This is a genomic window from Xanthomonas campestris pv. asclepiadis (assembly GCF_020784175.1).
GTDB classification, from domain to species: domain Bacteria; phylum Pseudomonadota; class Gammaproteobacteria; order Xanthomonadales; family Xanthomonadaceae; genus Xanthomonas; species Xanthomonas campestris_D.
In genome coordinates, this window is the sequence record NZ_JAJGQM010000052.1 from 1 (window position 1) to 14,514 (window position 14,514).

General features: G+C 66.3%; 14 protein-coding genes. 4 read left to right on the forward strand and 10 right to left on the reverse strand.

Translation table 11 applies throughout. The annotated features are described in order from the left end of the window. Window positions 1–448: 448 nt before the first annotated feature. A complete protein-coding gene (locus LL972_RS18235; RefSeq protein ID WP_228328791.1) occupies window positions 449–856 on the reverse strand; it encodes an RNA-binding S4 domain-containing protein in 408 nt (135 codons plus the stop codon). A 315-nt stretch (window positions 857–1,171) separates the two neighbouring features. Between LL972_RS18235 and LL972_RS18240 the strand changes: the two genes are divergently transcribed. Then, window positions 1,172–2,647, forward strand: a complete 1,476-nt coding sequence (locus tag LL972_RS18240) for an MATE family efflux transporter (protein ID WP_228328792.1) — start codon at window positions 1,172–1,174, stop codon at window positions 2,645–2,647. A gap of 342 nt (window positions 2,648–2,989) precedes the next feature. Here LL972_RS18240 and rplS read toward each other — a convergent pair whose 3' ends face one another. From rplS to ffh, 7 genes are all read right to left on the reverse strand, one after another. Further along, a complete protein-coding gene (rplS, locus tag LL972_RS18245; RefSeq protein WP_005989873.1) occupies window positions 2,990–3,397 on the reverse strand; it encodes a 50S ribosomal protein L19 in 408 nt (135 codons plus the stop codon). Between the two features lie 145 nt (window positions 3,398–3,542). Further along, window positions 3,543–4,301, reverse strand: coding sequence for a tRNA (guanosine(37)-N1)-methyltransferase TrmD (gene trmD, locus LL972_RS18250; protein WP_228328793.1), 759 nt, complete (start codon window positions 4,299–4,301; stop codon window positions 3,543–3,545). Between the two features lie 76 nt (window positions 4,302–4,377). After that, on the reverse strand, window positions 4,378–4,890 hold the full coding sequence (gene rimM / locus LL972_RS18255) for a ribosome maturation factor RimM (RefSeq protein WP_104541368.1): 513 nt from the start codon (window positions 4,888–4,890) through the stop codon (window positions 4,378–4,380). Between the two features lie 43 nt (window positions 4,891–4,933). Then, window positions 4,934–5,194 (reverse strand): 30S ribosomal protein S16, encoded by a 261-nt coding sequence (gene rpsP / locus LL972_RS18260; protein ID WP_011036396.1) that lies wholly within the window; start codon window positions 5,192–5,194, stop codon window positions 4,934–4,936. Between the two features lie 97 nt (window positions 5,195–5,291). Beyond that, window positions 5,292–6,089 (reverse strand): aminotransferase class IV family protein, encoded by a 798-nt coding sequence (locus tag LL972_RS18265; protein WP_228328794.1) that lies wholly within the window; start codon window positions 6,087–6,089, stop codon window positions 5,292–5,294. Continuing rightward, the gene (locus LL972_RS18270; RefSeq protein WP_228328795.1) at window positions 6,080–7,150 is read right to left on the reverse strand and encodes an NAD(P)H-dependent flavin oxidoreductase; all 1,071 of its coding nucleotides are present in this window, start codon (window positions 7,148–7,150) and stop codon (window positions 6,080–6,082) included. The genes LL972_RS18265 and LL972_RS18270 overlap by 10 nt, the downstream gene beginning before the upstream one ends. 365 nt (window positions 7,151–7,515) lie before the next feature. After that, window positions 7,516–8,892: a signal recognition particle protein gene (gene ffh, locus LL972_RS18275; RefSeq protein ID WP_228328796.1), complete on the reverse strand. Its 1,377-nt coding sequence runs from the start codon at window positions 8,890–8,892 to the stop codon at window positions 7,516–7,518. 332 nt (window positions 8,893–9,224) lie between these two features. Between ffh and LL972_RS18280 the strand changes: the two genes are divergently transcribed. Continuing rightward, the gene (locus LL972_RS18280) at window positions 9,225–10,016 is read left to right on the forward strand and encodes a cytochrome C assembly family protein (RefSeq protein ID WP_228328797.1); all 792 of its coding nucleotides are present in this window, start codon (window positions 9,225–9,227) and stop codon (window positions 10,014–10,016) included. Window positions 10,017–10,068: 52 nt separating this feature from the next. Here LL972_RS18280 and LL972_RS18285 read toward each other — a convergent pair whose 3' ends face one another. Continuing rightward, a complete protein-coding gene (locus tag LL972_RS18285; protein ID WP_228328798.1) occupies window positions 10,069–11,118 on the reverse strand; it encodes an aldose epimerase family protein in 1,050 nt (349 codons plus the stop codon). A 241-nt stretch (window positions 11,119–11,359) separates the two neighbouring features. Between LL972_RS18285 and LL972_RS18290 the strand changes: the two genes are divergently transcribed. Further along, complete coding sequence (locus LL972_RS18290; protein WP_228328799.1) at window positions 11,360–12,943, forward strand: alpha-N-arabinofuranosidase; 1,584 nt, start codon at window positions 11,360–11,362, stop codon at window positions 12,941–12,943. Window positions 12,944–13,129: 186 nt separating this feature from the next. On the opposite strand, the gene LL972_RS18295 is transcribed toward LL972_RS18290, so the two are convergent. Continuing rightward, on the reverse strand, window positions 13,130–14,101 hold the full coding sequence (locus LL972_RS18295; protein ID WP_228328800.1) for a LysR family transcriptional regulator: 972 nt from the start codon (window positions 14,099–14,101) through the stop codon (window positions 13,130–13,132). A 135-nt stretch (window positions 14,102–14,236) separates the two neighbouring features. On the opposite strand from LL972_RS18295, the gene LL972_RS18300 reads away from it, so the two are divergent. After that, window positions 14,237–14,512 carry a DUF2798 domain-containing protein gene (locus LL972_RS18300; protein ID WP_228328801.1) on the forward strand — a complete coding sequence of 92 codons (276 nt, stop codon included), beginning with the start codon at window positions 14,237–14,239 and terminating at the stop codon, window positions 14,510–14,512. Window positions 14,513–14,514: the final 2 nt, after the last annotated feature.

The window sequence follows — 14,514 nt, forward strand, 5'->3', positions numbered from 1 at the left end:
TGGCCCACGCCGGCTCTCGACGCCCAAACTGCCAGAATCCGAACAGATAAGGCTCTTACGCGGTATCCATGCCGCGTAAGGTCCCGCGACGGTGAGCGGGCAAGGACCAGTCGAGTTGGTCGGCGTGCATGGTAAGAGCAGGCACGGTGTCCTGCTGTTCTGACAAAGAAGCGTCCGCTAATACCCTAACGCAAACCGATCAACGACAAGCGTTTAAGCAAACAACCGATCAACTGTCTGGTGCGGTGTCCTCGCCAATTGCGGGACCGTGTGGCGGCATGAATGCCGCCACCGAGCCTCCAGGGACGGATTCACGGCGTGTACCGCAATTGGTGAGGGCGCCGCACACTCGACTCAGCTAGGGAAACGCCGTTTCTTCTTGCGTGAACAGCAACGCTCTGGGTGTTTTATGTCCATCACCCAATTCGCGGCGGACAACCACGCAGTGCTACAACGCGTCGATATCGCCCAGCGCGTTGATCAGGCGGCGGGCGCGCTTGTCCGGCTTGCCCTCGGGTGCGCGATAGCCGGTGCGTTCGGCGGCGCGCTGCAGCCGCCATTGCGCACGCGCCTCGCGTGAGGCATCGCTTTCCACGTACAGCATCTGTGCGACCGGTGCCGGGCCGCGCACATCGCTCAGCGCGGCCACGGTGATCTCGAAGATCTCGCCGCCGCGGTCGATGCGCAATTGCTCGCCGCTGCGCAGCGTGCGCGATGGCTTGGGCCGCTGGCCGGCGACGTCCACCTTGCCGTTGTCCACCGCCGTCTTGGCCAGGCTGCGCGTCTTGAAGAAGCGCGCCGCCCACAGCCAGACATCCAGCCTGACCGTCGTCGCTTGTTCCACCAGTTGAGTCATCGCGTTGTGCTTGCCGTCGGATCCAATGGGCTGCTGGCCGCTGCCGTGATCGCCACTGCATCGGCGCGTCGCAACGGGCTGCGTTGAGCGGGAAATATCTGGGCAAGCCCGCTGTAACTCAAGCGTCGCCGCCGTCCAAGTACAGCCTGCCTTCCACACGCTGGCTGACTCATACAGACTGGTCCGCACAGCGTGCTCCGTGTCATCGATCTGGCGGCTTCACGCTCCTGCGGCAGTTAGTATTTGCCTGGCGACAGCACGCCTCACACCTGCCAATGCTAGTGTTCGCAGCTTCCGCACCACGGCGCGCCTGCGATGCCCAAATCCGCTGTCCTGACCGAAGGCCCGATCGGCAAGAATCTGCTGCTGTTTGCGATGCCGATCCTTGCCGGGAACATCGCGCAATCGCTCAATGGCTCGATCAATGCGATCTGGGTGGGCCGCTACCTCGGCGAGGCGGCACTGACTGCGGCGGCCAACGCCAATAGCATCATGTTCTTCCTGATCGGCTCGGTGTTCGGCATCGGCATGGCTTCGACCATCCTGATCGGCCAGGCGATGGGCGCGCGCGACATCGCGCAGGCACGCAAGGTCATGGGCACCAGTGCCAGTTTCTTCGGCGGGCTGTCGGCACTGATCGCGGTGCTGGGCTGGTTTCTGGCGCCGCATCTGTTGACCGCCATGGGCACGCCGCCTGCATCGCAGACATTGGCCGAGGAGTATCTGCGGGTGATCTTCCTGGCGATGCCGCTGATCTATGTGTTTGCGTTTCTGTCGGCGGCACTGCGCGGTACCGGCGATGCCCGCACGCCATTCCGCTTCTTGCTGGTGTCGGTGGTGCTGGACATCGTCTTCAACCCGCTGCTGATCTTCGGTCTGGGGCCGTTTCCGGCGCTGGGAATCGCCGGTGCGGCCTGGGCCACCTTGCTGGCGCAGGCGGTGGCACTGGGCGGTTTGCTGCTGTATCTGCGCAGCAAGCGCCATGTGCTGTGGCTGGGGCGCGGCGATCTGCAGCTGTTCCGCATCGCGCCGACGATCCTGCGCGCGCTCATCGTCAAAGGCGTGCCAATGGGCCTGCAGATGGTGCTGATTTCGCTGGCCATGATCGCGATGATGACGCTGGTCAATGGCTTCGGCACCGACACCGCCGCCGCCTACGGCGCTGCGTTGCAGCTATGGACCTACGTGCAGATGCCGGCGATGGCGCTGGGCGCGGCATGTTCGACGATGGCGGCGCAGAACGTGGGCGCCGGATTGTGGGCGCGTGTGGATGCGACCGCACGCACCGGCATCGTCGCCAACTTCCTGATGACCGGCGTGCTGATCGGGCTGCTGATCCTTTTCGATCGCTGGACGCTGGCACTGTTCCTGCCGAGCGACAGCCCGACGCTGGAAGTTGCGCGGCATCTCAATCACATCGGTATCTGGTCGTTCCTGCTGTTTGGCGTGAGCTTTGTGATTTCCGGCGTGGTGCGGGCCACTGGCGCGGTGATCCCGCCGCTGCTGATCCTGGCGTTCGGTCTGTGGGGCGTGCGCGTGCCCCTGGCGAACGCCTTGATTCCGCACCTGGGAGCCGATGGCATCTGGTGGAGTCTTCCGATCAGCTCGGTGTGCTCGATGCTGCTGTCGCTGGCGTATTACCGCTGGGGCGGCTGGCGCAAGGCGCGCATGCTGACCACGCCGGCGCACCCTTCGGAACTGGCTGCCGCCGCCGAAGTAACAGGGCATCCGGCCTCGCCGGTCGCCGATGCCGCGCCGATCGCAGCATTGCCGCAGCACCACCAGCGCTGATGTCGGCCGGCACCACCGGGCGGCGCGCTGCCACAACGGCTGAAATCAAGCCAGGTCGAAAGCAGGAGCCCAATGCCCTGTTGAATGACGATGCCGCGCACAGGCGCTTGGTTATTATCGACCTGGCCAGAGCCCCATATAACAGCTAACAGGGCAGCAGCCAGGACGTCTTTCCACTGGCAACAACCACGCGCTCGCCTACCCCGCGAACCTCACGCACGTACCACCGCCAAATCCCCAATCCCGATTCCCTAATCTCGATTCCCGATTCCCGATTCCCACAACGCAAACGGCCGCCCGAAGGCGGCCGTCTGGCATCAGCAGGGCAAGCCTGCCGGTGACTTACTCAGCCTTGGCAGCAGCCTGGCGAGCAGCCTTGGCCTGTGCAGCGGCGGCCAGATCTTCCTTGATGCGGGCGGCCTTGCCCTCCAGACCACGCAGGTAGTACAGCTTGCCGGCGCGAACCTTACCGCGACGCTTCACTTCGACCGAGTCGATGATGGCGCTGTGGGTCTGGAACACGCGCTCGACGCCGAAGCCGTGCGAGATCTTGCGCACGGTGAAGGCGGAATTCAGGCCGGCGTTCTTGGTACCGATCACGACGCCCTCATAGGCCTGCACGCGCTCGCGGTTGCCTTCCTTCACCTTGACGTTCACCACGACGGTGTCGCCCTGGTTGAACTCGGGAAGCTTGCGCTGAATCTGGGCGGCTTCGAAGTCAGCCAGGATGGTCTTGTTGAGTTTGCTCATGATGGGCACCGCGTGTCTGGTGATATTGGACCGGCAGTCGCCGCACGGCGATTGCTCGAGGTTCGTAGGAGGGCCAGACGCAAGGCTGGCCAGCAAGCCGCATATTGTACCCCAATCGATAGTGCAAGAGCTAGGGGTGGAGCCCTTATTTCTCGTCGCCCGGGGCGAGTTCGCGGCGAAACTCGTCCAGCAGACGACGATCGTTCTTGTCCAACCCGGCCTCATCGAGCAGGTCCGGGCGACGCAACCAGGTCCGGCCCAGCGACTGCTGCCGACGCCAGCGCGCGATCGCAGCGTGATTGCCCGAGCGCAATACCTCCGGCACATCGCCCCAGTCATGGGTCGATGGATGGCTGTAGTGCGGGCAGTCGAGCAGGCCTTGCGGGCCTTCGAAGCTGTCCTGGGCTGCGGATTCGGCGTCGTTCAACACGCCCTCCTGCAACCGCGTCACCACATCCACCAGCACCGCCGCGCCAAGCTCGCCACCGGACAACACGTAGTCGCCGATGGAGATTTCCATATCCACCGCCTGCGCCAGAAAGCGCTCGTCCACGCCTTCGTAGCGCCCGCACAGCAACACCATGCGTGGCAACTGCGCCAGCTCGCGAGCGAGCGGCTGGGTGAGCGGCCGCCCCTGCGGGCTGAGATAGATCACCGGCGCCGGACGCGGGTCTGCCGCCTGCACCGCATCCAGACAGGCCCGCAACGGCTCGATCAACATCACCATGCCGGGCCCGCCACCGAATGGACGGTCGTCCACGCGGCGGTAATTGCCCTGCGCATGCTCGCGCGGATTCCAGCCCTGCAATTCCAGCAGGCCACGCTCCTGCGCTCGCCCGACCACGCCGAACGCCGCGCATTGCGCGATGAACTCGGGGAACAGGCTGATGACGTCGATGCGCACTGGGGAATCGGGAATCGGGAATCGGGAGTGGGGAATGGGTAAAGCAAGAGCGGAGCGGCGCGATGCGCTATTCCGATCAGAAATCCGGATCCCAGTCCACCACGATCAGGTTGGCGTCGAAGTCGACCGACTTGACGAAATCCGGCAGCACGAACGGCACCAGCCGCTCGCGATCGCCGCGTACCACCATTACGTCGTTGGAGCCGGTGGAGAACAGGTGCGACACCGTGCCGAGCTTGACGCCCTCGACGGTTTCCACCTGCAGCTCTTCCAGATCCACCCAGTAGTATTCATCAGGCTTGGGCGGCGGTAGCACGCTGCGCGAGACATAGATCTCGGTCCCGTGCATGGCTTCGACGGTGTCGCGGTCGCTGACATCCGGGAACACTGCAATCAGATTCTTGCCCTGATCGCGTCCACGGACGCCACTCACGACCGACTCCTGCCCCGAGGGCGTCCGCACGATCCACGGCTGATACCGGAAGATCGCACTGCGCGGCTCGGTCCAGGATTCGAGCTTGAGCTCGCCCTTGACACCAAAAGCGCCGACAATCCTGCCTAACAGGATGCGGCGCTCGGTCGGCTTCATCTGCGTCGACTCTGGGCCGGGCGACGACGCCCGGCCCTCAAGATCAGGCCGCAGCGGCCTGGGACTTGGAGGCTTCGCGATACAGGTTACGCACCTTATCGGTCAGCTGTGCGCCCTGGCCGACCCAATGGTCGACGCGTGCGACATCCAGCACGACGCGCGGTTCTGCGCCCTGTGCAACCGGGTTGTAGTAACCCAGACGCTCGATATTGCGGCCATCGCGCGCGCTGCGCACGTCGGTCACGATGATGTGGTAGAACGGACGCTTCTTGGCGCCGCCGCGGGTCAGTCGAATCTTGACCATGGTGTCGTTTTCCTGAGTTGCCCAGTCGCCAGAGTGGCGCGGTAAGCCGGTGATTATAGCGGGCTCCGGCGGCGAAGCCAAGCCACCCCCGATTCGCTCAGATCCCTTGCCAGGCCTGGGTCTGCAGGGCCTGCTCCAGCAGTGGCAGCTGTGCGGCCTGCGCCGGCCATAACGCCGAGCCGGCTTGCACGATCGCCTGCTGACCACGCGCATTGCAGCTGAACACCCCATTGAACCCGTCCAGTTCGCCCAGCATGACCGGGCGCGACTCCTGCGGGATCCCGAGCATTTGCAGGCCTGCCTGCAGCAGACGCTGCTGGGTGCCTAGCAGCGCCGGTCCTTGCGGCCACACCACCCTGCCCTGCTGCCACAGGCCCAGATTCCAGAAGGCACCTTCCAGCAGATGCTCCTGGGCGTCGACCAGCAAGGCATCGTCGTAGCCGGCCACCAGGGCCTGGCGACGCAGATGCAGCAGCGCGAACGTGCCGACATGCTTGTGCTGGTGTTGCTGGCGCACATGATGGACCGGCTGCACGCGCAGTGCGGTGGTTGGCATCCGGGCCGCAGGCGCGATGGAGATCAGCACATCGAGTGCAAGCTGGCGCGATGGATCGTGCAGGTCGAAATCCTGCGCGAATACGGTGATGCGCACGCTGGCATCGGCGCAGTTCGCAGCCGACAACGCAGCGCGCAGCTGGGCACGCAGGGAGGCCTCATCGATCGCTGCACCGAACAAGGCAGCGCCGTCGTGTTGCAGCCGCTGCAGATGCAGGTCCAGCCCCCGCACCGCACCGGCGCGCACCTGCAACGTGGTGAAGTGGCCGTAGTTGATCAGTGCGGCGGCGCCCAATTGCTGCGCTGTCGCCACTGCGCCGTTGCAGAAGATCAGCGGCACACCAGCGCCTGTGCTTCGGCCCACCACTGGGTCACCAGTTGCGCGGCAGGTTGGGCCGGTGCCATCCAGGCCGATTGGCCGGCCCAGGCCTGCATGGCGTCCAGGCGGTTGTCGCGCGCCGCGGCCTGACGCATCGGCGCGGTCAGCGCGCGCTGCACCGGATACGGCGCCGGCACTGGCGCCTCTGCGGCAGTGGCAGCGCGCACATACGACGTGGCGAGCGCACGCCCCAGCCGGCCGGAAAATGCGCGGGTCGGCTGGGTCTGTTCCGGTTCGGCCTGGGCCAGGGCATCGGCCCAGGCGCTTGGCAGCGCCGCCTCGGGTGTGCGCAGCAGGCCGGTGCCGATCTGCACGGCGCTTGCGCCCAGCGTCAGCGCCGCGGCAATGCCGCGCGCGTCGGCGATGCCGCCTGCGGCGATCACCGGGACATCGAGGTGATCGACCAGTCGCGGCAACAAGGCGAACAGCCCGGTCATCTGCCGCTCGGCCCGACCGGCATCGAATGCACCGCGATGCCCACCGGCCTCGGCCCCCTGCGCAACCACCGCATCGGCACCGGCCGCCTGGGCCGCACGCGCTTCGTCCAGCGTGGTGGCGCAAGCGAACCAGGCGATGCCGGCGTGCTTCAGGCGTGCAACCTGATCAGGCCGAAACACGCCCATGATCGACGAGGCCACGGCAGGCCGCGCGGTGAGCAAGGCCTCAAACTGGGCATCGAAGTCGGCAGGCGCCGCATCGCCCGCATCCTCGGGAACCGGCGGCCCCCATTGCGACAGAAACTTACGTACGCGCGCCTCCGCAGCGGCGTCGCGCATCGGTGCCGGATCGGGAATCCATAGATTGACCTGTGCAGGCCCGGCACTCGCGTCACGGAAGGCCGCCATCCACGCCACGATGTCCTGCGGCTGCGACAACACCGCACCCATCGCGCCCATGCCGCCGACCGCGGCAACCGCCGCCGACAACGGCACCGGGCAGGCGCCGGCCATGGGGCTGAGCAGGATCGGGAGTCCTAAACCAAAACGCTGCTGGAAGGCGTCGACATGCGGAAACGAACCCATCGTGCGTGGCCTGAAATCATGAGACTTCATGGTAACCGCCCGTGCATCCGGACGTCCGCCCACCGCCTGCAGGCGGTGTGTGTGTGCAGTGGCGATCAACGTCGGTCCGTCATTGCAGTGGCAAGGACAGGACAGGGCATCGCTTGGCCGAGGTGTTGATCAACGACCTTTGCGCGCGTCGGCCCGTTACTCGACCGACTCGACCACCTAGACGATCGCAAGCCACCACACCGGCACCGTCGGCAGCACCGTCCAGCTAGTGGTCGGCTGTAGCGCCAGCGGGATTGCCGGCGGGATTGCCGGCGCGAATTCGACCCAACGCACGCCTGTTGGAGGCACACACTGCGCGTGTTGCCGCTTGAAACTCAGCGGAACGGCATGCCGCCGCGGCCGCCCATGGCGCCCATCATGCCCTTCATGTTGCGCATCAGGCCCTTCATGCCGCCGCCGGCCAGCTTGCCCATCATCTTTTCCATCTGCTGGTACTGCTTCATCAGCTTGTTGACGTCGGCCGGCTGCATGCCGGAGCCGCGGGCGATGCGGGCGCGGCGCGAACCGTTGAGCAGGGCCGGGTTGCGACGCTCCTTCTTGGTCATCGAATTGATGATCGCGATCATGCGCGGCACTTCCTTGCCGGTGACCTGCTGCTTGACGTTGTCCGGGATCTGGCCCATGCCCGGCAGCTTGTCCATCAGCCCATGGATGCCGCCCATGTTCTGCATCTGCTCGAGCTGTTCCTTCATGTCGTTGAGGTCGAACTTCTTGCCCTTGGCGACCTTGGCGGCGAGCTTGGCGGCCTTTTCCTGGTCGACGCTGTGCTCGACCTGCTCCACCAGCGAGAGCACGTCGCCCATGTCCAGGATGCGGCTGGCAACGCGGTCGGGATGGAACACGTCCAGGCCATCGGTCTTTTCGCCGGTACCGACGAACTTGATCGGCTTGCCGGTGATGTAGCGCACGCTCAGCGCGGCGCCGCCACGGGCGTCGCCGTCGGTCTTGGTCAGCACCACGCCGGTCAGCGGCAGCGCCTCGCCGAAGGCCTTGGCGGTGTTGGCCGCGTCCTGGCCGGTCATTGCATCGACCACGAACAGGGTTTCGGTCGGGTTGACCGCGGCGTGCAGCGCCTTGATCTCGTCCATCATCGCCGCATCGATCGCCAGACGGCCGGCGGTATCGACCAGCAGCACGTCGGCGAACAACTTGCGCGCGTCGCTGATGGCGGCGCGCACGATGTCGACCGGCTTCTGCGAGGCGTCGGACGGGAAGAACAGCACGCCCACCTGCTCGGCCAGGGTCTTGAGCTGCTCGATCGCAGCCGGGCGATAGACGTCGGCCGAAACAACCATGACCTTCTTCTTGCGCTTTTCCTTCAGGTGCTTGGCGAGCTTGCCGACCGTGGTGGTCTTGCCCGCGCCCTGCAGGCCGGCCATCAGGATGATCGCCGGCGCCGGCACGTTGAGGTTGAGGTCGGTGGCGGCTGCGCCCATCACCGCGGTCAGTTCGTCGCGGACGATCTTGATCAGCGCCTGGCCCGGGGTCAGCGACTTGAGCACTTCCTGACCGACCGCGCGCACCTTGATGCGCTCGATCAGCGCCTGCACGACGGGCAGCGCCACGTCCGCTTCGAGCAAGGCGATGCGCACTTCACGGGTGGCTTCGCGGATGTTCTCCTCGGTCAGGCGGCCGCGGCCGCGCAGGCGCTCCATGGTGCCGGAGAGACGTTGGGTAAGGGACTCGAACATGCGCAAGGGACCGCGTGAGGGGAAACGGGCGTCGATTATAGCGGCACCTGCCAACGCGCCGCCCCGGCGGCCCCGCTGCCCGGCCGGTCAAGCCAGCCCGGGACGCCGCCGCACCACCGCCCGTCCATGCGCACGGCCAGCCAGCGCCGGCGCCGCGATGGACAGAAACCGCAGACGCTGGACCAGCGGCCGCCCCATCCCAAGCCCGCCCTACCCACTCGCGGCCGGCCCCCGCAAGCCGCCAGCGCCAGCCCCAGCTCGCAACCCGCTTTTCCCGAATCCCGAATCCCGAATCCCGAATCCCCGCCCCACCAATATGCGAAACTGACACGATGACAATCGTTCTCATCGCGTTCGCCTTGTATCTGCTGGCCACGGCGCTGCTCACCCGGTCGGTGCTGCGTGATGGCAACCAGGCGCCTGCACGCTGGCTGATCCCGGCGCTGGCGGCCGTGGCGCTGCACGCCGGGTACCACGTGCTGGTGGCGTTGCGTACCGCCGGCGGGCCGGACATGCATTTCTTCGCAGCGCTATCGCTGAGCGGCCTGGGCATGGCCGCGCTGACGGCGGTGTTCGGCGCGCGCGGGCGCATGGCGGCGGTGGGCGTGGTGGTGTTCCCGCTGTCGGCGATCCTGCTGGCCTGCTACCACGCCTACGGCCACGAGCCGAGCTCGGACCTGGGCTGGCGGCTGGAACTGCATGCGTGGATGGCGCTGCTGGCCTATGCCACGCTGGGTATCGCCGCGTTGCTGGCGATCATGCTGTGGCTGCAGGAGCGGGCCCTGCGCCGGCGCGACTTCCACACCTGGCTGCGCGCGCTGCCGCCGTTGACCGAGCTGGAGACGCTGCTGTTTCGCACCATCACGGTGGGCTTCGTGCTGTTGAGCCTGACCCTGCTGACCGGCCTGCTGTTCGTGCAGGACTTCCTGGCGCAGCGGCTGCTGCACAAGACCGTACTCAGCATCCTGTCGTGGATCGTGTTCGGTGCGCTGCTGATCGGCCGCTGGCGCAATGGCTGGCGCGGCACCAAGGCGGTGCACTGGACGCTGACCGCGATGGCGCTGCTGGTGTTGTCGTTCTTCGGCAGCAAGTTCGTGATCGAACTGGTGCTGGGTCCGCGCTGATCGGCCTGGCTTCAGGCGCGCCGCGGCCTCACCGTCGCTGCGATCCCCGCGCTCAGGCGTCCAGCGCAGCGCTCACCGCCGCCCACGGCTGATCCGGCCCCGCGTCGGCGAAGTGATAGGCGATGCAGCGGCGGTAGACCTGCCCGGGCCGCAGGATCGTCGACGGGAAGTTGGGGTGATTGGGCGCATCCGGGTAGTCCTGCGGCTCCAGGCAGACGCCGCGGCCGAGTCCGGGATGGTGATCGTCCAGATGCTGGCCTTCGTAGAGTTGCACCGCCGGCGCGTCGCTGCTGATGCGCAGCGCCACGCCACTGTGCGGCGAGTACAGCTCGGCAACGCACTCGGCCCCGGCGGCCAGCACCAGGCATTGGTCGTAGCCCTTGCCCAGCACCACCTGCGGGTGCGACGGATCACTATTGTCGGCCAACGCCGCCGCATGGCGGAAATCGAACGGCGTGCCGGCAACGGAGGCGATCTCGCCGGTCGGGATCGATTCGGCATCCACCGGCAGATAGCGATCGGCTGGCACGCGCAACACTTGCAGCGCGGCGCGCTGATGCGGGTCACCGGAGAGATTGAAGTACGGGTGATGAGTGAGGTTCAACGGGGTGGCGGCATCGCACTGCGCCTCGAAGTCCAGCTGCAGGCGGCGTCCTCGCAGATGCAGCCGCGCGCGCACCTGCAGATTGCCGGGATAGCCTTCTTCGCCGTCGGGTGAGTGGTAACCGAGCAGCAACTGGTCCGGCGCCTGCTCCAGCACGCTCCACACGCGCCGCCCGAAGCCGCGCAGGCCGCCGTGCAACTGGTTGCGCCCTTCGTTGGCGGCCAGCGTGTGGGTGACGCCATCCAGCGTATAGCGCGCACCGGCGATGCGGTTGCCGAAGCGGCCAACCAGGATGTTGAGGCTGTCGCCATCGGCGGCATACGCCGGCAGATCCGGCAATGCCAGCAGCAGCGGCACCAAGCCGCGCGCGGTGGTCAGCCGCAGCGCATGCAGGATACCGCCGTAGGTGAGCACTTCCGCCTCCAGTCCGGCATCGCTGCGCAGCGTGAGCGCATGGACTTCGACACCACCTGGCAACTGCCCGAACACTCGCTGCATGGATCGTCCCGCCGATACTGGAAGCTGGCGAGCATAGCGGGGGAGCGCGGTCGACGACCATGCCCCGGCGCACATCGCGGCGCGCAGCGATGGCGATGTCGGCAAGGCATGCGCCAGCGCTCGGCTGGTTGATCGCGATGCAGCAATACAAGCCGACATTGCAGGCACTAGGCTAGCGACGCGCCCGCCGACGCTGCGGCGTGCGACCACCTCGATCGATCAGCACAGGAGCGTCAAGCCGATGCAGTGGATTTCCCCCGCCTTGCGGATATCGCCCGGACGGCTGTTACGTGCTGTCGTTGGCGCGGCCTTGGTCGCCAACGCGCTCGCCGCCTCTGCTGCCGAGGTCGAGGTGACCGGCACGCTGCGCGTGGACCAGCCCGGCGCGCAGGTGTCGCGGCAACTGTTTGGCCAGTTCGCCGAGCATCTGGGGACCGGCATCTACGGCGGGGTGTGGGTCGGCGAGGACTCGGCGATTGCCAATACGCGTGGCTATCGCAACGATGTGCTGGCCGCCCTGAAGGCGATTGCCGTGCCCAACATCCGCTGGCCCGGCGGCTGCTTCGCCGACGAATACCATTGGCGCGATGGCATCGGCGCGCCGGCCAGGCGCCCGGTCAGCGTCAACACGCACTGGGGCGGCGTGGAGGAGTCCAACCGCTTCGGCACGCACGAGTTCATGGACTTCACCGAGCTGCTGGGCACCCAGGCCTATATCGCCGGCAATGTGGGCAATGCGGCGCCGGACGAGATCGCGCAGTGGGCCGAATACATGACCGCACCCACCCGCTCCAGCCTGGCCAACGCGCGCCGCGCCAATGGTCGCGACGCGCCCTGGCAGGTGCCTTACTTCGGCGTGGGCAACGAGCTGTGGGGCTGCGGCGGCAACATGCGCGTGGAATATGCGGCCGACGTGTATCGGCGCTACCAGACCTTCGTCAAGGCACCGGCCAACCAGAAGATCCTCAAGATCGCGCCCGGCCCCAACAACGACGACTACCACTGGACCGAAGTGATGATGCGCGAGGCCGGCACGTTGATGGACGGCCTGAGCCTGCACTACTACACCGTGCCCGGTGGCTGGCCGCCGCGCGCCTCCTCCACCGACTTCGACGAAGCCGCCTGGATCGACACGCTGTCGCGCACGCTGGTGATGGACGAGCTGATCAGCAAACACAGCGCGATCATGGACCGCTACGACCCGGGCAAGAAGGTCGCGCTGGTGGTGGACGAATGGGGCACCTGGTACGCCGGGCTGCCGGATGCGAACCCGGGCTTTCTGCATCAACAGAACACGCTGCGCGATGCACTGGTGGCGTCGTTGAACATCGACATCTTCAGCGCGCATGCCGGGCGCGTACGCATGGCCAACATCGCGCAGATGGTCAATGTGCTGCAGGCGATGATCCTCACCGACGGCGACAAGATGGTGCTGACGCCGACCTACCACGTGTTCGCGCTGTACAAGCCCTACCAAGACGCCACGCAGCTACCGCTGCAACTACGCACGCCCGAGTATCAGCACGGCGATGTCCACGTGCCCGCAGTGCACGGCTCGGCGGTCAAGGCCAGGGATGGACACGTCTATATCGCGCTGACCAATCTGGATGCCAACGCAGCGGCGAGCGTGCGCGTGCAGGTAGAAGGCCTGTCACCAAGCAGCGTGGATGGGCAGATCCTTACAGCGCCTGCGATCACCGCGCACAACACGTTCGCCCAACCACATGCGGTGGAGCCGAAGGCGTTCAAGGGCGCACGGGTACGAGGCAAGGCCTTGATGGTGGCCTTGCCGGCGCGTTCGATTGTGATGCTCAAGCTGGAGTGAGCGATGGCGGGGGCACTGTCAGCTGCCGTCGCGGTCGTTGATCGGGAACGCTGACTGCGCAAACTGTTTTTCAAGGCGGATCGCTCTGGAGTGACTCGACACGCATCACGCGTTACGCGCACGACGCCTGCCGTGCGCCTTGCGGACCAGAGCACGCAACCAGGCCGATCCATTACCGAATGCCGGCTACTCCCCGGTTGCCGCTTGAGCGGGCGCAGGCGTCAGCGGTAATTCGGCAATACGCCATTGCACCGGCAGGCGTTCGAGCACGTGTTGCATGAAGGCACGCAGCTTGGGGGTGAAGTCGCGGCGGTCAGCGACGCACAGGTAGATCCGCAGCGGTTCCGGTAATGCCTGGGCGGTGCTGCCGAGAGCGGAGACAAACAGCGGCTGCAACTGGCCGCGCTGCAGATAAGGCTGCACCACATAGGCGGCCAGGCGCGCGATGCCGCCGCCGGCGGTGGCCATGGTGGCGAGCGCATCGATATCGTCGCTGACCATCGCCTTGCCCAGCTCCGGCTGGAAGCGCACGCCATTGCGCACGAAATTCCATGGCAGGCAGCGTCCGTCGACCGGGTAACGCAGCAGCAGGCAATCGTGATACTTCAAGTCGTCCGCGGTTTGCGGCGTCCCGCAGCGCGCCAGATACTCGGGCGCTGCGCAGACCACCAGCGGCACCTGGGCGATGCAGCGCGCCACCAGGCCGTCTTCCAGCTGCGCTTCGATGCGCAGGCTGACATCCACGCTTTCCTGGGCGTGCTGCACGGCTCGGTCGGTACACAGCAGCTCGATCTCCAGTTGCGGATACTGCTGACGCAGGGCCGGCAGCATCGGGGCGAGCACGTGCCGCGCAAAGGCCGCGGTACTGGCCACCCGCAGGCGCCCCGCCGGCGCCTGCTGTGGCCCGGCCACCGATTGCCGCGCGCGCTCCAGGTCGCGCTCCAGCTGCCGTACCTGTTCGAAGTACAGCGTGCCGCGCTCGGTCAACGCCAGACTGCGCGTGGTCCGGTGCAGCAGACGCACGCCCAGGTGCTGTTCCAGACGCGCGATGTTCTGGCTGACCGCGGCGGCACTGATCCCCAGCAACTTGGCGCCTCCGGCAATGCTGCCGGCATCGACGGTACTGACAAAGCTACGGATGGACTGAAGAATGTTCATTGAATAGGCAAGTATTACCAAACGATTCGTAAGTTTTTCTTACGTAAGCCGCAAGGCTACGCGATCTACCCCGCCTGCGGCAGCGTCTCTACAGTGCTGTCCATCGCGCCGATCCACGGCAATCGAGGCCAGTGCATGTCGTCATCTCCCCCCTCCTCCCCGTTGATGCGCCCGCGCTGGAAACTCGGCGTGCGCACCACCCCGTTCGTATTCGCGTTCTATATGGCCGCGATCATGGCCTTGCTGATGTGCCTGGTGATCACCGGTGCCAATACCGGCCTGGCCCCCGGCTACCTGTGGCGCGTGCTGGACGCCTACCGCATTGCGATGCCTACCGCGTTCTGCTGCGTACTGGTGGTGCGACCGTTGGTGATACGACTGGTGGCGTGGACGGTGCACGCCGGGCATTGAGT